20 protein-coding genes are annotated in these 23,349 nt (G+C 67.4%); 12 read left to right on the top strand and 8 right to left on the bottom strand.

The genetic code is table 11. The annotated features are described in order from the left end of the window. The first annotated feature begins 2 nt into the window (after positions 1–2). Together HZS63_RS01655 and lptC are read left to right on the top strand one after the other, a co-directional pair. Positions 3–569: a KdsC family phosphatase gene (locus HZS63_RS01655; protein WP_180682271.1), complete on the top strand. Its 567-nt coding sequence runs from the start codon at positions 3–5 to the stop codon at positions 567–569. Then, on the top strand, positions 566–1,231 hold the full coding sequence (lptC, locus tag HZS63_RS01660) for an LPS export ABC transporter periplasmic protein LptC (RefSeq protein ID WP_246316078.1): 666 nt from the start codon (positions 566–568) through the stop codon (positions 1,229–1,231). The genes HZS63_RS01655 and lptC overlap by 4 nt, the downstream gene beginning before the upstream one ends. An 81-nt stretch (positions 1,232–1,312) precedes the next feature. On the opposite strand, the gene HZS63_RS01665 is transcribed toward lptC, so the two are convergent. Continuing rightward, on the bottom strand, positions 1,313–1,693 hold the full coding sequence (locus HZS63_RS01665; RefSeq protein ID WP_180682273.1) for an RNA recognition motif domain-containing protein: 381 nt from the start codon (positions 1,691–1,693) through the stop codon (positions 1,313–1,315). Positions 1,694–2,119: 426 nt separating this feature from the next. Between HZS63_RS01665 and metX the strand changes: the two genes are divergently transcribed. Both metX and metW read left to right on the top strand, forming a co-directional pair. Continuing rightward, positions 2,120–3,316: a homoserine O-succinyltransferase MetX gene (metX, locus tag HZS63_RS01670; RefSeq protein ID WP_180682274.1), complete on the top strand. Its 1,197-nt coding sequence runs from the start codon at positions 2,120–2,122 to the stop codon at positions 3,314–3,316. Continuing rightward, complete coding sequence (gene metW / locus HZS63_RS01675) at positions 3,313–3,897, top strand: methionine biosynthesis protein MetW (RefSeq protein ID WP_180682276.1); 585 nt, start codon at positions 3,313–3,315, stop codon at positions 3,895–3,897. Before metX ends, metW begins: the two co-directional genes overlap by 4 nt. 28 nt (positions 3,898–3,925) lie before the next feature. On the opposite strand, the gene HZS63_RS01680 is transcribed toward metW, so the two are convergent. From HZS63_RS01680 to glmS, 4 genes are all read right to left on the bottom strand, one after another. After that, the gene (locus HZS63_RS01680; RefSeq protein ID WP_180682277.1) at positions 3,926–5,338 is read right to left on the bottom strand and encodes a GntP family permease; all 1,413 of its coding nucleotides are present in this window, start codon (positions 5,336–5,338) and stop codon (positions 3,926–3,928) included. Continuing rightward, positions 5,335–6,399 carry a patatin-like phospholipase family protein gene (locus HZS63_RS01685; protein WP_180682278.1) on the bottom strand — a complete coding sequence of 355 codons (1,065 nt, stop codon included), beginning with the start codon at positions 6,397–6,399 and terminating at the stop codon, positions 5,335–5,337. The genes HZS63_RS01680 and HZS63_RS01685 overlap by 4 nt, the downstream gene beginning before the upstream one ends. 14 nt (positions 6,400–6,413) lie before the next feature. Then, positions 6,414–9,392 (bottom strand): transglycosylase domain-containing protein, encoded by a 2,979-nt coding sequence (locus HZS63_RS01690; RefSeq protein WP_219339046.1) that lies wholly within the window; start codon positions 9,390–9,392, stop codon positions 6,414–6,416. A 188-nt stretch (positions 9,393–9,580) separates the two neighbouring features. Next, the gene (glmS, locus tag HZS63_RS01695) at positions 9,581–11,485 is read right to left on the bottom strand and encodes a glutamine--fructose-6-phosphate transaminase (isomerizing) (protein ID WP_180682281.1); all 1,905 of its coding nucleotides are present in this window, start codon (positions 11,483–11,485) and stop codon (positions 9,581–9,583) included. Between the two features lie 136 nt (positions 11,486–11,621). Between glmS and HZS63_RS01700 the strand changes: the two genes are divergently transcribed. Together HZS63_RS01700 and HZS63_RS01705 are read left to right on the top strand one after the other, a co-directional pair. After that, positions 11,622–12,122, top strand: a complete 501-nt coding sequence (locus HZS63_RS01700) for an Lrp/AsnC family transcriptional regulator (RefSeq protein ID WP_180682283.1) — start codon at positions 11,622–11,624, stop codon at positions 12,120–12,122. Positions 12,123–12,209: 87 nt separating this feature from the next. Then, positions 12,210–12,668 carry an SH3 domain-containing protein gene (locus HZS63_RS01705; RefSeq protein WP_180682285.1) on the top strand — a complete coding sequence of 153 codons (459 nt, stop codon included), beginning with the start codon at positions 12,210–12,212 and terminating at the stop codon, positions 12,666–12,668. A gap of 9 nt (positions 12,669–12,677) precedes the next feature. Here the strand turns inward: HZS63_RS01705 and glmU are convergent, their stop codons facing one another. Continuing rightward, positions 12,678–14,078 (bottom strand): bifunctional UDP-N-acetylglucosamine diphosphorylase/glucosamine-1-phosphate N-acetyltransferase GlmU, encoded by a 1,401-nt coding sequence (gene glmU / locus HZS63_RS01710; protein WP_246316079.1) that lies wholly within the window; start codon positions 14,076–14,078, stop codon positions 12,678–12,680. 134 nt (positions 14,079–14,212) lie between these two features. Here glmU and HZS63_RS01715 point away from each other — a divergent pair, with 134 nt between their 5' ends. From HZS63_RS01715 to HZS63_RS01725, 3 genes are read left to right on the top strand one after another with little or no spacing between them, the layout of a single operon-like run. Beyond that, complete coding sequence (locus tag HZS63_RS01715) at positions 14,213–15,130, top strand: ketopantoate reductase family protein (RefSeq protein WP_180682286.1); 918 nt, start codon at positions 14,213–14,215, stop codon at positions 15,128–15,130. Then, the gene (purU, locus tag HZS63_RS01720) at positions 15,127–15,975 is read left to right on the top strand and encodes a formyltetrahydrofolate deformylase (protein ID WP_180682287.1); all 849 of its coding nucleotides are present in this window, start codon (positions 15,127–15,129) and stop codon (positions 15,973–15,975) included. The genes HZS63_RS01715 and purU overlap by 4 nt, the downstream gene beginning before the upstream one ends. A gap of 14 nt (positions 15,976–15,989) precedes the next feature. Then, entirely contained in the window at positions 15,990–16,874 is an 885-nt protein-coding gene (locus tag HZS63_RS01725; protein WP_180682289.1) for a LysR substrate-binding domain-containing protein, read from the top strand. A 6-nt stretch (positions 16,875–16,880) separates the two neighbouring features. Here HZS63_RS01725 and HZS63_RS01730 read toward each other — a convergent pair whose 3' ends face one another. Further along, the gene (locus tag HZS63_RS01730) at positions 16,881–17,303 is read right to left on the bottom strand and encodes an Hsp20/alpha crystallin family protein (RefSeq protein WP_180682290.1); all 423 of its coding nucleotides are present in this window, start codon (positions 17,301–17,303) and stop codon (positions 16,881–16,883) included. Positions 17,304–17,481: 178 nt separating this feature from the next. Between HZS63_RS01730 and HZS63_RS01735 the strand changes: the two genes are divergently transcribed. The 3 genes from HZS63_RS01735 to HZS63_RS01745 all read left to right on the top strand — a co-directional run bounded on the left by HZS63_RS01735 (position 17,482) and on the right by HZS63_RS01745 (position 22,503). Beyond that, positions 17,482–18,984 carry an FAD-linked oxidase C-terminal domain-containing protein gene (locus HZS63_RS01735; RefSeq protein WP_180682291.1) on the top strand — a complete coding sequence of 501 codons (1,503 nt, stop codon included), beginning with the start codon at positions 17,482–17,484 and terminating at the stop codon, positions 18,982–18,984. 57 nt (positions 18,985–19,041) lie between these two features. Beyond that, positions 19,042–20,715 carry a sensor histidine kinase gene (locus HZS63_RS01740; protein WP_180682292.1) on the top strand — a complete coding sequence of 558 codons (1,674 nt, stop codon included), beginning with the start codon at positions 19,042–19,044 and terminating at the stop codon, positions 20,713–20,715. Positions 20,716–20,829: 114 nt separating this feature from the next. Continuing rightward, complete coding sequence (locus HZS63_RS01745) at positions 20,830–22,503, top strand: SulP family inorganic anion transporter (RefSeq protein ID WP_180682293.1); 1,674 nt, start codon at positions 20,830–20,832, stop codon at positions 22,501–22,503. Here HZS63_RS01745 and HZS63_RS01750 read toward each other — a convergent pair. Then, on the bottom strand, positions 22,494–23,342 hold the full coding sequence (locus HZS63_RS01750) for an aldolase/citrate lyase family protein (RefSeq protein ID WP_180682294.1): 849 nt from the start codon (positions 23,340–23,342) through the stop codon (positions 22,494–22,496). The two genes, HZS63_RS01745 and HZS63_RS01750, sit on opposite strands and share 10 nt — an antisense overlap. Between the last annotated feature and the right edge of the window lie 7 nt (positions 23,343–23,349).

Consider the following 23,349-nt stretch of genomic DNA (forward strand, 5'->3'; position numbering starts at 1 on the left):
CCATGCCCGACCATCTCCCACCCCTGACCCCGCGGCTCGGCTTCGCCCCCGAGGTGCTGCTGCGTGCACAGACCGTCAAGATCGTGTTTTTCGATATCGACGGCGTGCTCACCGACGGCGGGCTCTACTACACCGAGAGCGGCGAAACCCTCAAGCGCTTCCACACCCTGGATGGTCATGGCATCAAGCTGCTGCAACGCGCCGGTATCACACCCGCCGTCGTCACCGGACGCGATTCGGCCGCCCTTCGGCTGCGCCTGCAAGCCCTGGGCGTGAGCCACGCCCGCTTTGGCACCGAAGCCAAGCGCCCAGCCGCTGAAGCGATGCTCGACACGTTGGGGTTGGACTGGTCACACGCTGCGGCCATGGGCGACGACTGGCCCGACCTGCCGGTGCTGCGGCGCTGTGCCCTGGCCGTCGCACCGCCGGCGGCCCAGGTCGAAGTGCGGGAAATGGCTCATTACATCACCCGCGCCGGTGGCGGACACGGAGCGGTGCGCGAACTTTGTGACCTGCTGCTGGTCGCCAGCGGACACTATGCCCACCTGCTTCAGGAGGCCAGCGCTTGACCACGCCCACACCACCGATGACGGCACCACCGGCACCCGACGCTCGGCGCACGCCTTCGCGGCTCGAACGGTGGTGGAATCAGATCTCGATCTACCTGCCCGTGCTGCTGATGGGACTGCTGGCCTTGGGCAGCTACTGGGTGGTCAGCCGGGCGCCACAGCCCGAGCCCCCGCGCCCTGCCCGCCCGATATCGCAGGAGCCCGACTATTTCATGCGCGACTTTTCGGTGCGAACGTTCACCCCCGAAGGCACGCTCCAATCCGAGCTGCGGGGAACCGAGTTACGCCACTACCCGGCCACCGACACACTGGAAGTGGACGATGCGCGCCTGCGTGCGATCAACGACACCGGACGGCTCACCACCGCCCGCGCCCGGCATCTGCTGACCAACGACGCCCAGACTTTTTACACCCTCACGGGGGAGGTGGTCATCGTTCGTGAGGCCCACCGGCTGCCCGACGGGCAACTGCTGCCGCGCCTGGAATTCCGCGGCGAGGCATTGACCTACCATGTGGCCGAAGAACGGCTGGAGTCCGACCTGCCGGTCGTGATGCTGCGCGGCAATGATCGCATCAGTGCAAACCGGCTGCGCTACGCCGATGAGACACGGCAAGCCGATCTGGAGGGCCGGGTCCGGGCCACGCTGAGCCCACGCCCCTGAAAGACGACAACCTCGCCGGCGTACACCAGACGAGGTTGTGGGATGCCTAGGCGCCCGGGCGGAACCCGGGCTGTGCAGAGATCAGTAACCGCCGCGGCCGCCGCCTTCGCGACGACCACCACCCCCGTAGGGGCTGCGGAACTGGCCTTCACCGCCGCCGAAGCCGCCTTCGCGACGGCCGCCGCCAAAACCACCGCTGCGCGGGGGACGGGGCTCCATGGGGCGCGCCTCGTTCACCACCAGGCTGCGGCCGCCAAGGGCTTGACCGTTCATGCCCTGGATGGCGGACTGGGCTTGCGAATCGCTGCCCATTTCCACGAAGCCGAAGCCCTTGGAGCGACCGGTGTCGCGCTCCATCATGACCTTGGCACTGTTGACTTGGCCAAAAGCACCGAAAGCCTGCTGAAGATCGTCGTCGCGCACGGAATAGGGAAGGTTGCCGACATACAGTTTGTTGCCCATTGATGGGACTCCTGAAAACACAAAGAGAAACGAAATAGCGATGGAGCCCCGTTGGCACGACGAAACCGCTTACCTGGCTGCAGTGGCACGCGAAACTGACCGATCACCTGTTTGGCATGTGCTTGGCGCACACGCCCATCCATTATGCGCCTCTGGCCGAAACCGTGTGTATTTTTTTTGCTTTCGTGTCCCCAAAGCCCTTGACGGAACGTTTGGCGGGCCTTTTCCCCTGACATGGACGGCTTGGGCGTTGCGAAGTGACAACAATCCGGGCCCATGCCCTATACTTGCGAAGCGCCGATTTGTTGTTCCGGATTGCGGGCGCGTAAGAAATGCCGCTAAACAGGAGACACCCGGTCCCCGCACCCGTCACCCTGTCAGCGACGGCCTCTTGCGGCACCGGTTCTTTGCTGCCTCCCAGTTCAAGTGATCGTCATCCCCCAAACCCTTCGGTTCGATCAGCCACTGCCGCTGCAATGCGGCGCGGTGCTGCCCGGCTACGAACTCGTTTACGAAACCTACGGCACCCTCAACGCCGACCGATCCAATGCGGTGCTGATCTGCCACGCGCTCAACGCCAGCCACCACGTGGCCGGGCGCTACGCCGATGCCAGCGGCCAGCCCCTACCCAAAAGCGAGGGCTGGTGGGACAACATGATCGGTCCAGGTAAGGCGGTGGACACGAATCGCTGGTTCGTGATCGGCATCAACAACCTGGGCTCCTGCTTTGGCTCGACCGGCCCCACCCACCTCCACCCCGTGACGGGCGAGCCCTGGGGCGCAGACTTCCCCGTGGTGACGGTGGAAGACTGGGTCAACGCTCAGGCCCGCCTGCTGGACGCGCTGGGCATCGAGCGGCTGGCCGCCGTCATGGGCGGCAGCCTGGGCGGCATGCAAACGTTGAGCTGGACGCTCCAATACCCCGAGCGCGTGCGCCATGCCGTGGTGGTGGCCAGCGCCCCCAACCTCACCGCCGAGAACATCGCCTTCAACGAGGTGGCGCGGCGCGCCATCGTCACCGACCCCGACTTCCACGGTGGCCACTACCTGCGCCACGGCACCCTGCCGCGGCGGGGCCTGCGCATCGCCCGCATGATCGGGCACATCACCTACCTGAGCGATGATGTGATGAACGAGAAATTCGGCCGTCAGCTCAAGCCACTGACCGACGCCGCCCAGGCCGGTGACGTGGACGAAGCGGTTCGTCTGGCCTACCGTTACACCACACAGGACGTGGAATTCCAGATCGAGAGCTACCTGCGCCACCAGGGCGACAAATTCAGCGAATACTTCGACGCCAACACCTACTTGCTCATCACCCGCGCGCTGGATTATTTCGACCCCGCCCGGGCCCACGACGGCAACCTGAGCGCGGCGCTGGCCGTGGCCCGCGCCCGGTTCCTGCTGATCAGCTTCAGCACCGACTGGCGCTTCTCGCCGGCCCGCAGCCGCGAGATCGTCAAGGCGCTGGTGGACAACCGGCGCGACGTGAGCTACGCCGAAATCGACGCCCCTCACGGCCACGACGCCTTCCTGCTCGACGACCCGCGCTACCACGCCGCCGTGCGCGCCTATTTCGAGCAGCAGGTGGTCCGTGACCTGCCTGCGGGAGCCCGCGCATGACCGACCGCCTGACCCACGAATCCATCGCCCGCCTCGTGCCCAGAGGCGCCCGCGTGCTCGACCTGGGCTGCGGCGACGGTGCCCTGCTGGCTTACCTGCGCGACACCCTCGATTGCACCGGCTATGGCGTCGAGATCGACGACGCCAAGGTCCACGCCTGCCTGCAGCGCGGCATCAACGTGCTGCAACTCAACCTGGAAGACGGGCTGGCCCTGTTCGGCGACAACAGCTTCGACATGGTGCTGCAGATCGACACCTTGCAGCACCTGCACAACGCCGAGACCACGCTGCGCGAGACCGCCCGCGTGGGGCGGCAGGCCATCGTCGCCTTCCCCAACTTCGCGCACTGGCCCAACCGGCTGAGCGTGCTGCAAGGGCGCATGCCGGTGACCAAGCGCCTGCCCTACCAGTGGTACGACACGCCCAACATCCGGGTCGGCACCTACGCCGACTTCGAGGTGCTGGCCCAGCGCCTGGGGCTGCAGGTCACCGACAGCTTCGGGCTGGAGCAGGGGCGCGAGGTGCGGCTGTGGCCCAACCTGCGCGCCAGCACGGCGGTGTTCAAGCTCACGCAAGGCTGAGGCGCGCCCGGGCACCGGAGCCCAGGCGTCAGAACGACCCGAACAGCGTGCCCAGCACCACCACCGCCACCAGCGAGAGCAGGGGAATCGCCACCGCCACCACGAAGATGTCCAGATAGGCTTGGCGGTGGCTCAACCCGCAGATGGACAGCAGGGTGATCACGGCGCCGTTGTGCGGCAGGGCATCGAGCCCGCCGGTGGCGATGGCCGTGACGCGGTGCAGCAGGTCCGGCGCGATGCCAGCGGCCTGCCCCATCGCCAGCCAGGTCTCGCCCAACGTCTGCAGCGCGATGCTCATGCCCCCCGAGGCCGAGCCGGTGATGCCGGCCAGGATATTGACCGCGATCGAGAGCGACACCAGCGGGTTGCCCGGCGCGATGCCCAGCACCGCGTCGCGAACGAGGGCAAACCCCGCCAGCGAGGCGATGACCGCACCAAATCCCACCAGCGAGGCGGTGTTGAGCAACGGAAGGACCGACCCCGCAGCGCCTTGCTCCAGGGTGCCTGTTAGCTCATGCAGCTGGCGCCGCTGCAGCACGATCAGCAGCACGATCGACGCCGCCAGCGCCACGATCACGGCCCAGATCCCGCGCACCGCGTTGATGTGGGTGCCGCCGTAGCGGGCTTCGGCGAGGTAGGCGGTATCCAGCGCTGGCAATACCCAGGTCGCCAGCAGGTAGTTGAGTGCGATGACCAGCACCACCGGGGCAATGGCCCGCCCAAAGCCACCCGGCTGCGGAGGGTGGGAGGAACTGGTGGGACTGGTGGGGCGGATCGTGACCGGGTCTTCGTCGTGTGCGCCGTAACCTTCGCCAGCGCGCGCCGCCGCTGCGGCACGGCGCGTCAACCACCACACGCCCAGCACGAGCATGATCAGCCCGGCGATCAGCCCGAGACCGGGCGCGGCAAAGGGCGTGGTGCCGAAATAGGGCATGGGAATCGCGTTCTGGATGGCGGGTGTGCCCGGCAGGGCCGTCATGGTGAAGGTGAAGGCGCCCAGCGCGATGGCGCCGGGTATGAGCCGCTTGGGCAGCTGCGCTTGGCGAAACAAGGCCGCCGCGATGGGGTAGACGGCAAACGCCACCACGAAGAGCGACACGCCGCCGTAGGTGAGCACGGCGCAGGCCAGCACGATGGCGAGGATGGCGCGCTCTGCACCGAGCCGCTCCACGATCGCATGGGCGATCGCCAAGGCGGCCCCCGAGGCTTCCATCAACTTGCCGAACACCGCCCCGAGCAGGAACAGCGGGAAAAACGCGATCACGAAGCCACCCAGTGCCGGCATGAACACCTGGGTGTAGCTGGCCAGAAGCGGCGTGCCCGGGCTGAACAAGACAGCCAGGAGGGCCATCAGGGGCGCCAGGATGAGCACGCTCACCCCACGGTAGGCCAGCACCATCAGCAGTGCCAAAGCGAGCACGATGCCGAGAATACCGATCATGACAAACACTCCCGCTGCAGGTCCACGGTCGCGCGTCGGCCCAGATCGTCGGCGTGTTGCTGCAACCATGCATCGGCGGCGGCCCGGCCCTTCTCGAAGAGCCGCAGGAGAAACACCGGATCGGTGCGCAGCTTGGTCTCGGCCCCGAGGTCACGCAGCGCGTCGTCGCCGTCGATGCGGTGCACGCGCAGCGCCTCCACCCGGGCAAACAGCGGATTGCGGTAGTGATGGCCCGGCCGACCTTCCTCGGCGATCAGGTTCTTGAGCAGTTGCAGCCCGCGCAGCTCCTTGAGCAGGCTGGCGTTGAAGGTGATTTCGTTGATCCGGTCCAGGATGTCCGCTGCCTGGGTGGGCCGTTCGGGGCGCTGGCGCGGATTGATCTGCACCAGCAGCAGATCGTCGGCCGGGCTCTCCTGGATCAGCGGCATGAGCGAGGGGTTGCCGGCGTATCCGCCATCCCAGTAGGGCTCACCGTCGATTTCGACGGCCTGGAACAGCATGGGCAAACAGGCCGAGGCCAGCACCACGTCGGCGCACAGCTCGTCTTGCCGGAACACGCGCAGCTCGCCCGTGCTCACCCGCGTCGCAGAGATGAAGAGCTGGGTCTTGTGGCAGTGGCGTACGCGATCGAAATCCACCGTGTCTTCCAGAATGCGCCGCAGCGGATTGAGGTTGAGCGGGTTGAATCCGTAGGGCGAGAGAGCCTGGCTCCAGCTGCGCGCCCAGCGCTGCATGGCCTCCACCCACGGCTGGGCGCTACCGCTCCACCAAGGCTGAAAAGCGGCAAACGGGGAGTGGGCGCCGACCTGCGTCCAAAAGTGGCGCAAGGTCCGGCGGGCACCTTCGCGTCCGCCGTCCATCAGCCCGGCGGCCAAGGCCACCGCGTTCATGGCCCCGGCGCTGGTGCCGCTGATGCCGGCGAACTCCAGCCGCTCGTCTTCGAGCAGGCGGTCGAGCACACCCCAGGTGTAGGCACCTTGCGAGCCACCCCCTTGCAGGGCCAGATCCACCAAGCAGGGCAGAGTCTTGGTCTGGGCGCGGGAACGTGACGGTGGTTGCATGCTTTCCTCCTGGTTCATGAAAGGGGCGCCCTGGGGCATGCTTGCTCACTGGACGGGTCCAGATAAGGCAGCAACTGCGGCCCCAGTTGGCGCAAGACCTGCACCGGCAGTGCCGAAGTGAAGCGGTGGCGGGCCGCCTGCGGGCCGACGACATAGGCGGTGACCGTGCCGAAATGGCGCGGCCCCAGAGAAAACACGAAAGTCGCGGTGCGGTTCATGGCGGTGCCGGGGCGTCCGCCGACGACGACGCGGTTGTCGCCGGTGCCGGTCTTGCCGCCCAGGCGCCATTCCTCGCCGCCCGCCAGCCGAAAGCCGCCCGCCAGCCGGCGAGCCGTGCCCTCGTCCACCACCTCGGCCAGCACACGCCGCAACGCCCGTGCCACTTCGGGCAACATGACTTGCTCACCCTCCTCTGTCACCCGGCGTTCGAGCCGGGTTTCGTACGGGGTGTCCAGGGCGAAGTCCATCGCCTGGGTGCGGATGACCGGTCTGCGCACCCCGTCGTTGACGATGATGCCCATGAGTTCGGCGAGCGCAGCCGGGCGATCACCCGAACTCCCCAGGGCAGTGGCCAGCGAGGGCACGAGTTGCGCAAAGGGATAGCCCAGGCGCGCCCAACGCCGGTGAATGTCCATGAAGGCTTCCACCTCCAGCATGGTGGCGATGCGCGTATCCTGCGCCGACTTGGCCTGGGTGCGGAACAGCCAGCGGTACACCGCCTGGCGCTCGGCTGCGCTGGCCTGGACGGCCTGCTCCCAGGTGGCATCGGGGTGCTGCAAGCGATAGGCCACCAGCCACAGCTCCAGCGGATGGACGCGGGCCACGAAGCCGCGGTCGGGCAGGTCGAGGACATCGGGCGCGTATTGCCGGTACAGACGCTCCAGCCGGGCCGGTGGCGGCGTGGCGTCGCCGAGACGGTCCCGCAGAAAAGCCTCCATCGCATCAATCGGTGCATCGGGCTCCAGGTAGCGGAACACCGCGGCGAGCCGGTCGGCCGTGGGGCGCAAGCCGGAGAGCAGGACGTCGCGGACAGCGTCGGGAGGCAGTCCTTCGAGTTTGCGCCAGAAGCGGCGCAGGAACACCTGGCCCTCACGGTCGGCAAAACGGGCCAGCAGGGCCTCGCGGCGGGGATCGTTGAGGTCGGACAGCAGCCGCGCGGTGCCGCCCTGGGTGTGGTACATGCTGTGCCGCGCCACCTCGCGCAGCAGCCGCACGAACGGCAGGTTGAGCGACTCCTGCATGGCCTCGCGCAAGGTGGGATTGCGGCCATCGTCCTCGGGGCGAAAGTTGCTGAAGGTGTGCACACCGCCGCCGGTGAAGAAGCGTTCGTCGGTGCGGGCTGAAAAACGCCGCTCCAGCGCCGCTTCCAGGGTGCGCGGCAGATCGGCATCCGGGTGCTCGCGCACCCACCCGTGAACCCAGCGGCTCAAGGTGTCGTCGGGATCGGGGGTGAAGGCCTGGCGTGCATCGGCCGGCATCGCGTGCAGGCGCTCGTAGGTTTCGGCCACCATCTCCAGATAGGTGGCCAGGACGCGCAGCTTGGCCGTGGAGCCCAGCTCCAGCTTGGAGCCTTCGTTGATGTCCAGCGGCTGGCCGGTGGTGTCGGTCTGCAGGCGCACCACATTGCCCTGCGGGGTGGCTTCCAGCAGGGTGATGCTGTAGTGCACCTCGTCCAGGGTGTCGGCGCGCAGCAGGCGATCCCCGAGCAGCTGCTGGCGGCGGGCGAAAGCGGGATCGTTGAGCTGCTGCAAATACGCCGAGGCCGTGTCTTGCAAGCCCTGGTTCAGCGTCGTGTGGACTTCGAGATCCAGCCGGTCCAGCGTGTAGAGGCTGACCCCCAACTGGGTGGCCAGGCGGTTGCGCACGGCCGCGGTGCCCTTGCTGGGCAGCTGGGGACTCCACGCTGGTTGAGTGGCGAAATCCCGGAACACCAGGGGTTGGGCCAGCGCAGCGTCGCGCAGCGCGGGTTCGAGCAGCCCCGCCTCGGCCATGAGCCGCAGGTGGGCATCGGTCAGGCGGCCCAGCGCGTCGCGCCCAGGCCCCCGGCCCAAAAACCAGGAGGGCCGACGGTGCGCGATCATGAGGGCCACCACATGACGCCAGGCACCCGCCTGGGCCTGCAACGCTGCGCTGTCATCGGCACGGGGCCGCTGGAGCCAGGCGTTGCTTTCGTCCCAGTCCAGACCGAACCACACCCACAGGCCGTCGCCCAGACCATGCACCTCCCCATGCCGCGGAGCGGCCGCCAGCGGCACGGTGTTGAGGTAGTCCAGCACCAGCCGACGCCGAAAAGGCAGCGTTTCGGCCCCATCGCGGTAGGCCCGGACCGAAGCCGAGATCATCTGGCGCAGCTTGTCTCGGGCATCCTGCGTCCGGCCGTCCGGCGAATGGCGGTATTTTTCGATCTGTGTGGCCAAGGTGCTGCCGCCCGGGGTGTCGATGTCGTCATCGACCAGCCGTCCGAGCTGACCCAGCAGGGCACGGGTGAAGCGCACCCAGTCCACGGCGGGGTTCATCCGGGGCCGCTGCGGATCGAGCAAACCCCGGTTCTCGATGAAGAGCAGCGCTTCCACCACCCGAGGTGGGATCGCCTCGAAAGCCTCGTACTGCCGGTAAGGGTAGCCAAAGCTGTACATGGGTGCTCGCCGGCAATCCCGAACCGTGAGCCCGGCCTGGTTTTTTTCGTCGTAGGGCAAGGACCAACCCCGATCGACATGGGCCCGAGCCGCCGCCGACCACTCGACCTGCTGCACCACTTGGTAACCCCGCTCGAGCAGCCGGTCCTGATACACGGGCCCATCGACATAGCCCAGACGCACGTTGTAAGGCCCATGGGCGGGATAACGGCGTTTCTCTTCAGCCACCGGCCCATCCACCCGCGCCCACGTCAACTGCCGGGCGTAGCGCGTCAACACATGGGCCTGCCCGTATGAATGACGCACCTCCAGCCACAAGCCCACGCCCACCAGGACAACCACCACCAAGAGCAGCACGGCCAGGCGCACCCTCCAGCCGGAGCGCCACGTCCATCGTCTGTCTGTGCTCCGATGATCTCCCTGAGGTGTCATGCCTGTGCTGCGCCGTCCGTCTGGATCAACTGTCGATCATCCGGATTATGAACGGTTCCCCATCGTCATTGCTGCATTGCAGCAAGCTGGGGATCGACGTATTTATGGCCCACCTACTCCACCGTGACCGACTTCGCCAGGTTGCGCGGCTTGTCCACGTCCGTGCCTTTGGCCAGGGCGGTGTGGTAGGCCAGCAGTTGCAGCGGCACCACGTGCAGGATGGGGCTGAGCACACCGTAGTGCTCGGGCATGCGAATCACGTTCAGCCCCTCCTCGCTGCGGATGCGGGTATCGGCGTCGGCCAGCACGTAGAGCACACCGCCGCGCGCCCGCACCTCCTGCATGTTGCTCTTGAGCTTTTCGAGCAGCTCGTCGTTGGGCGCCACGGTCACGACCGGCATGGCGCTCGTCACCAGCGCCAGCGGGCCGTGCTTGAGTTCCCCGGCGGGGTAGGCCTCGGCGTGGATGTAGCTGATTTCCTTGAGCTTGAGCGCCCCTTCCAGGGCGATCGGGTAATGCAGCCCCCGGCCCAGGAACAGGGCGTGGTCTTTCTGCGCAAAGGCCTCGGCCCAATGGATGATCTGCGGCTCCAGCGCCAGCACGGACTGCAGCGCCACCGGCAGATGGCGCATCGCTTTCAAGTGCCGGGCTTCTTCCTCGGCGCTGAGACGGCCCTGGCTTTGCGCCAGCGCGAGCGTGAGCAGAAACAGCCCGGCGAGCTGGGTGGTGAAGGCCTTGGTGCTGGCCACGCCGATCTCCACCCCCGCGCGGGTGATGTAGGCCAGCGCACATTCCCGCACCATGGCGCTGGTGGCCACGTTGCAAATGGTGAGCGTGTGCCTCATGCCCAGACTTTGCGCATGGCGCAGGGCGGCCAGGGTGTCGGCGGTCTCGCCACTCTGGCTGATGGTGACCACCAGCGTCTTCGGGTGGGGCACGCTGCGCCGGTAGCGGTACTCGCTGGCCACCTCCACCTGGGTGGGAATGCCGGCCATCGCCTCCAGCCAGTACTTGGCCACGCAGCCGCTGTAGTAGCTGGTGCCGCAGGCCAGGATGAGCACGCGGTCGATGTCCTTGAACACGCGCCAGGCCGCCGCGGCCTGATCGCCCTGGCCATCGAACAGCTCGGGCACCACCCCCTCCACCCCTTCCAGCGTGTCGGCCAGCGCGCGCGGCTGCTCGAAAATCTCCTTCTGCATGTAATGCCGGTAGGGGCCCAGCTCCACCGCCCCGCTGTGCGCCTGGACAGTACGCACCGGACGCTCCTCCGGCCCCATGGGCCGACCGGATCGGTCGCAGACCCAGTAACGCCCCAGCTGCAGGTCCACCACGTCGCCTTCGGCGAGGTAGACGATCTGGTCCGTCACGCCGGCCAGGGCCATGGCGTCGCTGGCCAGAAAATGCTCGGCGGGCAGACCGTCCCGCGCCTGGCCCACGCCCAACACCAGCGGTGAGCCGGCCCGGGCGCCCACCACGCGCTGCGGCTCGTCCTTGTGGAACACCGCGATCGCATAGGCCCCTTGCAACCGTGCCACGGCGGCCTGCACCGCGCGGAACAGGTCCCCGTCATACAGCGCATCCACCAGGTGGGCGATGACTTCGGTGTCGGTCTGGCTGTCGAAACGGTAGCCCCGAGCCTGCAGCTCGGCACGCAGCTCGTCGTGGTTTTCGATGATGCCGTTGTGCACCACAGCCACTCGCGCGGGGCGGCTGGAGGCATCGGCGCCGGCACCGTGGCTGAAGTGGGGGTGGGCGTTGTGCACCGCCGGCGCCCCGTGCGTGGCCCAGCGGGTATGGGCAATCCCCGTACCGGCCTCCAGCCCGTCGGCAGCCACCTGCGCCTGCAGCTCAGCCACCCGGGCCGTGCTGCGCGCCCGGTACAGGCCCGGCGCATCACCGCCCGAGCGGTACACAGCCACTCCACACGAGTCATACCCCCGGTATTCCAGACGCTGCAGGCCCTGGATCAGGACGGGAACGATGTTACGCGCCGAGACGGCGCCCACGATGCCACACATACACAAGACCTCCAAATCGGTGAGGCTCACATCGTAGTCGGACAATCAAGAAATGTTTGATCATTTATGTGATACTTATGGATGTTTATTTCCTTCTGTGCAGAAGATGAATGAAAACATCTGAATATCTATTTATATGAACGAATATTCCATAGACGAAATCGATCTTCGGCTGCTGGATGCGCTCCAGACCGATGCCGGTCGTCACAACCACGAGTTGGCTGCGCACTGCGGCGTCTCCCCTGCCACCAGCTTGCGGCGGATCCGTCGGCTCGAGGCGCTGGGCCTCATCGAGAGGCGAGTGGCCCTGTTGCAGCCGGAACGGCTCGCTCGAGCCGTGGGCCATGGACTCACGGCCCTGGTGGAAGTGAGCCTCGATCGACAAGGCGCGGCACAGCTCGACGCCTTCGAAGCCCGGGCCGTGGCCGAGCCTGCCGTGCAGCAGTGCTACCGGGTCAGCCCCGGTCCAGATTTCATGCTCGTGCTGGTGGTGCCCGACATGCCCGGCTACCTGGCCGTGGCGCAACGGCTGTTCACCGATGACGCCAACGTGCGCAATGTCAAGGCGTTCTTCAGCCTGAAACGGGCCAAATTCACCCCGGCCCACCCCTTGCCAACGGCTTCGCCGCAGAAGTGAGCGCATAATTTCGGGAACCTCGGCCGGGTTCGGACGGTCGTTCCTTCAGCCCTTACACCACCGTGCTCGAAGAAGGAGGATACACGCATGCCCTTATTGGCCCACGCCCGGACCCTGATGACCGCTGCCGCACTGACACTCGCCGCCCTCACGCCAGTCTGGGCCCAGGAATTGGTGAGCGTGCGCAACCCCAATGTGAACATGCGGGCAGGCCCGGGGACCAATACCGAAGTGCTGTGGAAACTTGCACAAGGCTATCCGCTGCAGGTGCTGGAACGCCGGGGCAACTGGCTGCGGGTGCAGGACTTCGAAGGCGATCAAGGCTGGATCGCGCGCAGCGTGACCACCAACATTCCACACCACATCGTCAAAGGCACGCGCGTGAATCTGCGCGCCGGCCCCGGCACCCAACACGCCATCGTGGGCACCGTGAACTACGGCGACGTGCTGCGCACCACCCGCCGCCAGGGTGACTGGGTTCAGGTCCAGCATCCGAGCGGGCGCGGCCACGCCTGGATCGCCAGCAACCTGGTCTGGGGCTGGTAACCAGCCGCTTCAGGGCTTCTTCTCGGGCCGCTTCCAGTTCGCAATGCTGAGCTGCTTGGCCCGAGCGACGCTCAGCGCGCCGGCCGGCGTGTCTTTGGTAATGGTCGAGCCACCGGCGATGGTGCCGCCGGCGCCCAGCGTGACCGGTGCCACCAACACGCAGTTGCTGCCCACGTGCACGTCGGCCTCGATCACGGTGCGGTGCTTGTGGGCCCCGTCGTAATTGGCGGTGATGCTGCCCGCGCCATAGTTGACGCGCTCGCCCACGGTGGCGTCCCCCAGATAGGCCAGGTGATTGGCCTTGGCCCCGGCAGCCAAAGTCGAGTTCTTGACTTCCACGAAGTTGCCGATGTGCACCGCCGGCCCCAGCCGCGTCCCCGGCCTCAAGCGGGCAAACGGCCCGACCAGCGCCCCCGGGCCGACGCCGACCCCCGCGCGCTCACCGTCGATGTGGGTGAAAGGATGGATCACGGCGCCGGCTTCGATGCGCGCGTTCGCGATCACGCAGTGCGCCCCGATCCGCACCCCGTCACCGAGCTGCACCTCACCCTCGAAAACGCAGTTCACGTCGATTTCCACATCCTGTCCGCAATCCAGCGTGCCGCGCACGTCCAGCCGGGCCGGGTCGGCCAGCCGCACGCCCTGGGCCATCAGCCGATCGGCCAAGCGGCGCTGATGCGCGCGCTCGAGTTCGGCGAGCTGGGCCGGGCTGTTCACCCCGGCCACCTGCAGCGCATCGTGGATGCGATGCGCGAACACCCGCACGCCGTCGGCGACGGCGAACTTCACCACGTCGGTGAGGTAGTACTCGCCCTGGGCGTTGCGGTTGTCCAGCCGGGCCAACCAGCCGCGCAGCAGTCGGGTGGGCACGGCCATGATGCCGCTGTAGATTTCGGTGATACGGCGCTGCTCATCGCTGGCATCCTTGTGCTCCACGATGGCGCGCACGTCGTCACCAGGTCCGCGCACGATGCGGCCATAGCCGGTGGGATCGGGCAGGTCCAGCGTCAGCAGGGCCAGATGCTGGCCGTCGCACAGGTCCAGCAACGCCTGCAGTGTGGCCACTTCGGTCAGCGGCACATCGCCGGAGAGCACCAGCGTCACACCATCGTCGGCCAGCACCGGCAGGGCCTGCTGCACCGCATGCCCGGTGCCGAGCTGAGGCTCCTGGCGCACGCAGCGCAAGGCCGGCGGGGCCTCGGTCATCCCACCCAGGGCCGCCTCGACCTGATCGGCCTGGTGGCCTGTGACCACCACGGCCTGGCGCGCCCCGAGCTGCGCCGCCCGCTGGATGACGTGGGCCAGCAAGGCCCGCCCCCCCAGACGGTGCAGCACCTTGGGCAGGGCACTCTTCATCCGGGTGCCCTTGCCGGCCGCCATCACCACCACATCCACCGCCACTGTCGTCATGCATCCTCCTGTCGTGGCGCAGCATGCGCCGAGGCGGCATTATCCATGCCTTCCCTCTGCGACGCGCCGCCCGATACCGTTTGCCAATCGCCCTTTGGTAAGCTGCGACCGTTTCCACTTCTCTGGGCCTGCATATGCGATTCGCCATCATGGGCGCCGGCGCCGTCGGCTGTTATTACGGGGGCATGCTCGCCCGCGCAGGGCATGAGGTCACGCTCGTGGCCCGGGCCGCCCATGTCGAAGCCATCCAGCAGCATGGTCTGCGTCTGCAGACGCGGGACTGGACCGAACACATCGCCCTTCGGGCCACCACCGAAGCCGCTGGCGTGCAGGGCGCCGACGCGGTGCTGTTCTGTGTCAAGTCCACCGACACCGAAACCGCCGGCACCCAGATGCGTGCACACCTGAGCCCTCACACGACCGTGTTCAGCCTGCAAAACGGCGTGGACAACGCGCCACGCCTGGCTGCCGTGCTGGGTCGGCCGGTGATTCCGACGGTGGTGTACGTGGCTTGTGGCATGGCAGGGCCGGGGCATGTGCAGCACCACGGGCGCGGCGAACTGGTCATCGGCCCCTTTCCCGGTGCGAACGATTTCATCGCCGCCTGCGCCCAGGCCGGCATCGGCGTGAGCGTGAGCGAGCGGGTACAGGGTGAGCTGTGGACCAAGCTGGTCATCAACTGTGCCTACAACGCCTTGTCCGCGCTCACGCAACTGCCCTACGCCCGGCTGGTGCAGCTCGAAGGCATGTGGGCGGTGATGCGCGACATCGAGCGCGAATGCCTGGCGGTGGCAGCGGCCGAGGGCGTGACGGTGCCCGGCGACACCTGGGCCGCGATCGAGGGCATTGCCCAGAGCATGGCCACGCAGCTGTCCTCCACCGCGCGCGACCTGCTGCGCGGCCACCCGAGCGAGATCGACCACATCAACGGCTATGTGGTCCGGCGCGCCGAGGCACATGGGTTGCAAGCGCCAGCGAACCGCCTGCTCCACGCCCTCGTGCGCGCCCGAGAGGCCGGCTCCGGCAGAGCCTGCGACAATGCGCGTCTATGAATGCGACATACGTTTTGACCCTGTCTTGCCAGGACAAACCCGGCATCGTGTACGCGGTGTCGGGCTTTTTGCTCCAACACGGCGGCAACATCGAGGAGGCCGCGCAATACAACGACCACGACACCGGCCTGTTCTTCATGCGGGTGCAGTTCGTCTGCGACCGTCTGCCCGCCGCAGCCCTCCGCCAGGAGGTGCAAGCCTTCGCCCAGAGCCACGCCATGCAATGGGGCCTGCATCTGCTCGATGAGCCCATGCGCACGGTGCTGCTGGTCAGCCAGCAGGGCCATTGCCTCAACGACCTGCTGTTTCGCTGGAAAAGCGGCCTGCTGCGGCTGGACATCCGCGCCATCATCAGCAACCACCGGGATTTCTACCAGCTCGCCGCCAGCTACAACATTCCCTTTCACCATCTGCCCGTGACGCCAGCCACCAAGGCCCAGGTCGAGGCCCGGCAGTTGGAGATCATCGAGCAGGAACAGGCCGAGCTGGTGGTGTTGGCGCGCTACATGCAAATCCTCTCCGACGGCATGTGCCAACGCCTGCAGGGCCGTGCCATCAACATCCACCACAGCTTCCTGCCCAGCTTCAAGGGCGCCAAGCCCTACTACCAGGCGCACGACCGGGGCGTGAAGCTGATCGGGGCCACCGCCCACTACGTGACCGCCGACCTGGACGAAGGCCCCATCATCGAGCAGGACGTGGCCCGGGTGGACCACAGCATGACGGTGGACGACCTGACCGCGATTGGCCGCGACACCGAAAGCCAGGTACTCGCACGCGCCGTGAAATGGCACAGCGAGCACCGCGTGCTGCTCAACGGCCACAAGACGGTGGTGTTCCGCTGAAAGGACAGGCAACCATGGCTGTGCGCATCCCGCCCATCCAGTGCTTGCTGACCTTCGAGGCGCTGGCACGCCTGCGCAGCGTGACCCAGGCCGCCGAAGAGCTGTGCGTCACGCCCAGTGCGGTGAGCCACCGCGTCAAGCAGCTGGAGCAGATCCTGGGCGTCAAGCTGTTCGGCCGGGCCGACTTTTCCCTCACCACCGAAGGCAGCGAATACCTGGCCCATGTGCGCGAGGGGCTCTCCACGCTGCAGCGTTTCCCCAGCCGACAGGCCAACCCGGGGCGGCGCAAGCTGCGACTGGCCATCACGCCCACGTTTGCACGCTCCATCGTGATGCCGCGCCTCAAACAGTTCGCCGAGGCCTACCCCGAAATCGACCTGACCCTGCAGGTCAGCATTCCGCTGCTGGACGTGGTGGCCGAAGATGCCGACCTCACCATCCGCTTCGGCACCGGCCGCTACGCCGACATGGAGCACTTCTGTCTGATGAAGGACGTGGTCACGCCCTTGGCCTCGCCTTCGTTCGTGCGCGAGCACGGCCCCTTCGAGACCCCCGAAGACCTCGAAGGCGTGCCGCTGCTGCGCAGCCCGCTGGAGCCGTGGCGCACCTGGTTCGCGGCCAACCACCTGGACTGGCCAGAGCCCAATGACGGCTCGCAGTTCAACGACGTCGGGCTGATGTGCGACGGCGCGGCAGCCGGCATGGGCGTGGCGCTGGTGCGGCACCGCCTGGGCGCACCCTGGCTGGAAAACGGTTCGCTGGTGCGGCTCGGCGACACCGAGCCTTTCCGCACCCCCATTCCCAGCCCCCATGCGCATTACCTGTGCTGGCGCACCGGCACCATGGACCGCTGGGAATGCGCTGCCTTCGCCGAATGGCTGCGCAAAGCGCTGGATTGACGCGCCTTACTCGATGGTCAGCTTCTGCCCAGTGCGGCCCAGCTTCTTGGGCAGCATGAGCCGCAGCACGCCGTTGTCGTACTTGGCCTTGGCAGCCTGTTCGTCGATCTCCTGCGGCAACTGGAAGCTGCGCGTCACCGAGCCGTAATAGCGCTCGCTGCGCAACACCTTCTCGTCGGATGTCTGGGCATCCATCTGCCGGATCTCGGCGCGCAAGGTCACGACGTTGCCGTCGATGGTCACATGGATGTCGTCACGCGCCACGCCGGGCAGCTCGGCCTCGAGGATGTAGGCATCGGCGTTCTCCTTGACATCGACCTTGATCGACTGCGGCAGCGGGTCGCCATGCAGCGGACGGATGAAATAACCGGGCGCCATGTCCTTGAAGAATTCGTCGAACAGGCTGCCACGCGGAATGAGGTTGTTCATGAAACTCTCCTTTCAATCACAGGTCACACGACTGGAACGCGATACCCGCCTCACCGGGTCCGCGTGCTTGAACCCCACATGACGGCGGGCCCAGGGCTTTTCAAGAGCCGACGCTTTCACAAGAAGGCACAGGATTTTTCAACCCCCGCGAGCGGCCCAGGCCCTACACTGGAGCCCCATGAACGCTCCCGCCGACGCCACTGAAGCCACAGCGGTGCAGCGTGCCGCACGCCAGGCCGAGGTGGTCCGGGCGCTGCAGGCCGTGCTGCCCGCCGACGCCCTGCTCTACACCGCAGAAGAAACCACCCCCTACGAGTGCGACGGGCTGACCGCCTACCGCCAGCGCCCGCTGGCCGTGGCGCTGCCCGAGACCGAAGAACAGGTGCAGGCCGTCCTGCGGGCTTGCCATGCGCTGGAGGTGCCCGTGGTGGCACGCGGGGCGGGCACTGGGCTGTCCGGCGGCGCCATGCCCCACCCCTTGGGGGTGACGTTGAGCCTGGCCAAGTTCAACCGCATCCTCGCCATCGACCCACTGGCCCAGACGGCCGTGGTCCAGGCCGGCGTGCGCAACCTCGCCATCAGCGAAGCCGCTGCGCCCCATGGCCTGTACTATGCACCCGACCCCAGCAGCCAGATCGCCTGCACCATCGGTGGCAACGTGGCCGAGAACTCTGGCGGCGTGCATTGCCTGAAATACGGCCTCACCGTGCACAACATCCTGCAGGTACGGGGCTACACCGTCGAAGGCGAGCCCGTCACCTTCGGCGGCACCGCCCTCGACAGCCCGGGGCTGGATTTGCTGGCGCTGCTGATCGGCAGCGAAGGCATGCTGGCCGTGGTCACGGAAGTCACCGTCAAGCTCGTGCCCAAGCCCCAACTGGCGCGCTGCATCATGGCCAGTTTCGACGACATCCGCCAAGCCGGCGACGCCGTGGCCGCCGTCATCGCGGCCGGCATCATCCCCGCGGGCCTGGAAATGATGGACAAACCCATGACCGCCGCCGTGGAGGATTTCGTGCATGCCGGCTACGACCTCACGGCCGAAGCCATCCTGCTGTGCGAAAGCGACGGCACCCCCGAGGAAGTGGAAGAGGAAATCGGCCGCATGAGCGAGGTGTTGCGCCAATGCGGGGCCACGGCCATCGCGGTGAGCCGAGACGAGGCCGAGCGGCTGAGGTTCTGGAGCGGCCGCAAGAACGCCTTTCCGGCCAGCGGCCGCATCAGCCCCGACTACATGTGCATGGACAGCACCATCCCGCGCAAGCGCCTGGCCGACATCCTGCTGGCCATTGCCGAGATGGAGAAGAAATACCAGTTGCGCTGCGCCAACGTGTTCCACGCCGGTGACGGCAACCTGCACCCGCTGATCCTGTTCGACGCCAACGACCCCGACCAGCTGCGCCGTTGCGAGCTGTTCGGCGCCGACATTCTGGAGACCAGCGTGGCCATGGGCGGCACGGTCACCGGCGAGCACGGCGTGGGTGTGGAAAAGCTCAACAGCATGTGCGTGCAGTTCAGCCCCGAAGAAAACGAGCAGATGTTCGCCATCAAACGCGCCTTCGACCCCAAGGAACTGCTCAACCCCGGCAAAGTCATCCCCACGCTGCACCGCTGTGCCGAATACGGCAAGATGCTGGTGCGCGGCGGCCAACTCTCCCACCCCGATCTGCCGCGATTCTGAGCGCCGGCAGGCGTGCTCCGGCACTCCAGACGCCCTTTGATCGGGTACAGTTGCCGCATGAGCCTGACGCCGATCGGCGACCATCTGCCGGAGTCGTTCTTCCACCACCTGTTCCCCGAGCGCACCAGCGGGGAGGAACATCTCGCGCCTGCAACCGATGCCGGCAACGCGCGCCTGCAGCGGCTGATCGAGCACTGGCCGGGCGCGGTGTTCTGCCTGGATGCGCAACTGCAGTGCCTGCTCGCGAACCGCGAAGCCCGGCGCTGGTACGCCGCATCAGCCGACGCATCGCTCGCCCTGCCGCAACCCCTGCACCGGCTGCTCCCGCCACCCATGATGGAGATCCTGCAGCCCTGCCTTTCCGCCGCCCTGCGGGGCATGGAGATGGCGCAGGAAGAAAGCTTTGAACACCCGGGCCTGGGCCGCCGGTCCTGGATGGTGCGGGCACTGCCGGATCACGACGGCGCCCAGGTGCTGGGCGTGTTCCTGCACCTGCAGGACACCACCGATTGGAACCCCGTTGCCACACCGGCACCCCCACCTGCCCGCGGCCTCGCCACCCCCGACACCGAGGCCCAGTTGCGACTGCTGGCCGAAGGGCTGCGGGATGCCGCCATCTTTTTCCTGGACCCCGAAGGCCGCGTCTCGGACTGGCCCCCCAGTGCCCAGCGCCTGCTGGGCTACACCCCGGCGCAGATGCTGGGACAAGACCTCAGCCGCTTGGCGCCCATGTCTGACCCGCGCGATGCGACCGATCCGATAACGCTCGGCATGGAGCGCGCAGCCCTACTGGGCCAGAGTGAAACCCCGGGCTGGCAGCGCCGAGCCGACGGTTCGACATTCTGGGCCAACACGCTGCTGACCGCGCTGTACGACACCGACTCCGGCCAGGCCTGCGGCTACGCCTGCCTGATGCGCGACATGACCGAAGTCAAACGACTCGTGGACATGCTGCAGGAACTCAATGCGGCGCTGGAGACGCGGGTGGAGGAGCGCACCCGCCAGTTGCAAGACATCAATCAGGACCTGGAGGCCTTTTCCTACTCCGTGTCGCACGACCTGCGGGCCCCCCTGCGCCACATCGGCAGTTTCGTCGAACTGCTGCGCGAAGACTTGGGAACCGGCGCCTCGGCCACGGTGCAGCGCCACCTCGACACGATCGCGCAGGCGGCCCAGCACATGGGACAGCTCATTGAAGGTCTGCTGGCCTTCTCCAAGCTTGGACGAGCGCCCATCCGGCGGCGCAACCTGGCGATGGCCGACCTGCTGCACTCCAGCCTGAACCGGGTCCAGCACGACCCGGCCCTGCGCCGCCCCGAACCCGAGGTGCACTGGGAACTCCCCCCTGAACTGCCGACCGTTGCCGGCGACGCCTTGCTGCTCAGCCAGGTCTGGGACAACCTGCTGGCCAATGCCCTGAAGTACACCCGCCCACGCACACCGGCCCTGATCCGCATCGGCTACCGGTTCGACCCACCCACCAACGGCCCGGCGCAATGGGTGTTCTGGGTGCAGGACAACGGCGTCGGCTTCAACCCGCAGCGCGCCGACCGCCTCTTCGGCGTGTTCCAGCGGTTGCACCGCGCCAGCGAATTCGAGGGCACGGGCATCGGGCTGGCGCTGTGCCGGCGCATCGTCGAACGCCACGGCGGGCGCATCTGGGCCGAAAGCACCCTTCAAGTGGGCAGCACGTTCTACTTCAGCCTGCCAGCCTCGACAGGCCCGCACTGAGCCGACTCCCCCCGGGCGGATCACCTCCCCGGCCCGCGCAGTCGGCCACGGTGACGCACGGCGCGCGGCAACCAATCAAAAGCACCGTAACATCGGGGCAATCCTCCCCCGTCCATGAGCCGCCTGCACCGTCTGTTTCCCTTCCTCCAATGGCCCCGTCCGAGCGCCCACCTGCTGCGCGGCGAGGCGCTCGCCGGCCTGACGGTGGGGCTGATGGTCATTCCCCAGGGGGTGGCTTACGCCGCGCTCGCCGGCATGCCGCTGGTCACCGGCATCTATGCGGCCATGCTGCCCGCGCTGATCGCGGTCCTCTTCGGGGCCTCACAGCGCCTCTCGGTCGGGCCTACCGCTCTCACCTGCCTGCTGGTCAGCGCCTCACTCGCCGGACTGGCCGAACCGGGCTCGGCGCAGTGGGTGTCGCTGGCCGTGTGGCTGGCTCTGCTGTCCGGCCTGCTTCAGGTGGTCTTGGGTCTGGTGCGCTTCGGCTGGCTGCTCAATCTGGTCAACACCCCGGTACTCATGGCCTTCACGCAGGCGGCCGCCGTGCTCATCATCGGTTCACAACTGGGGGGCCTGCTCGGGTGGTCCGGGCCGCCACCAGACGGCGCGTGGTGGCAGGCGGTGCATGGACCATCGCTCGCGTTTGGTCTGGGCAGCCTGGCACTGCTGATGGCGGTGCGGCGCTGGAAACCCGCCTTTCCCTCGGTGCTGCTGATCGTGCTGGGCGCAGCAGGTCTGAGTCACTGGATGGGCTTTGCCGACGGAGGCGGACGTGTGGTGGGTCATCTGCCCGGCGGGCTGCCCATGCCGTATCTGCCCGATTGGCCGGGCTGGGCGGTGCTGGGACAACTGGCGGTGCCGGTGCTGGTGATCTCGCTGGTAAGCTTTCTGGAAACGGCCGCCAGCGCCAAGATCGACAACGCGCGCCGAGGCCTGCCCTGGGATCGGGATCAAGACCTGGTCGGACAAGGCTTGGCGAAAATCGCCTCGGGCCTGAGCGGGGCGTTTCCGACCAGCTCCTCGTTCTCGCGTTCGGCACTCTACCTCTATGCTGGCGCGCAGACCGGCTGGGCCACGGTGTTCTCCGCCGGCATCGTGGCGGCGGCGCTGCTGTGGCTGCTGCCCGTGCTGAGCGCGGTGCCACAGGCGGTGCTGGCCGCCATCGTGGTGGTGGCGGTGGTGGGGCTGCTCAAGCCGATGGAGTTCCGCCGTCTCTGGGCCATCTCGCGAGTGGAAGCCACCACGGCGGCGGCCACCTTCCTGATCACCCTGCTGACGGCACCGCAGATTTACTGGGGTGTGCTGGCCGGGGTGCTGATGGCCTTGAGCCATTTCCTGTATCAGCGGCTGCATCCTCGGATCATCGAAGTGGGGTTACACGCCGACGGGCGGTTGCGCGACCGCCACCTCTGGCGATTACCGCCCATCGCCCCGCACACCTACGCGCTGCGCATGGATGCCGAGCTCGATTTTGGCTCGGCCAGCGCGCTGGAGCGGGCCATCACCGACCACCTGGCCACCCACCCAGAGACGAAACGGGTGGTGCTGCTCGCGCAGCCGATCAACCGCATCGACGCCACCGGGGTCGAGGTGTTCGCACGGCTGCGCAACCAGCTCGCGGCGCAGCAACGCGAATGGTGGCTGGTGGGCGTGAAACTGCCCGTGGAGCAGGTGCTGCGTGCCGCTGGCGAGCTGGATGACACCGGTGCACTGCGGATGCTGGCCACCGAAGACGACTTGCGCGCCGCATTGTCAGCCGTGCAGTCCGTGGTGGCGGATCAACCGTAGGGTCCGCTCGCTGCGGCAGCCTGGGTCATCGACTCCACTTTGAACGCCCCGAGCAGATCACGGGCAGCCCGGCTCAACAGCACGGTATCCACCCCCACCGCCACGAACAAAGCCCCTGCCGCCAGATAGCGCCGGGCCAGCGCACGGTCGCTGGCCAGAATGCCGGCCGCCTTTCCCGCCGCACGGATGCGTGCAATCCCGTCCAGGATGGCGGCCTGCACCTCGGGATGCCCCGGGTCGCCGACATGCCCCATGCTGGCACTCAGGTCCGCCGGGCCGATGAACACGCCATCCACACCGGGCGTCGCGGCAATCGCGTCGAGGTTGCGCATGGCTTCGACCGTCTCGGCCTGCAGCAGCACGCAGACCTGGGCATTGGCTTCCTTCACGTAGTTGGGGTAGGCCTGCCATCGCGAGGAGCGGGCCAGGGCGCTGCCCATGCCGCGCACCCCTTCGGGCGGGTACTTGGCGGCGGCCACCACCTGGGCGGCCTGTTCGCGCGTGTCCACCATGGGCACGAGCAGCGTCTGCACGCCAATGTCCAGGTACTGCTTGATGAGCGTGGTGCCCACATCGCCCGTGCCGATAGGTACACGTACCACGGCGTGCGACGCGGCCTGGCCGGGTGGCAGCGCGGTGCTGGCGCTGGCCACAGCCTGCAGTTGGCCGAGCGTGCTGCGCACATCATTGGGGGCGTGTTCACCGTCGATGAGCAGCCAGTCGTAGCCGACACCAGCCAGCAGCTCGGCGCTGTAGCGGTCGGCCAGGCCCAGCCATAGGCCGATCTGGGGTTGTTGGGCGCGCAGGGCGTCGCGGAAGGTATTGGTCGGGACTTGCATCGGCCGC

Source organism: Tepidicella baoligensis (assembly GCF_013432195.1).
GTDB classification, from domain to species: Bacteria; Pseudomonadota; Gammaproteobacteria; order Burkholderiales; family Burkholderiaceae_C; genus Tepidicella; species Tepidicella baoligensis.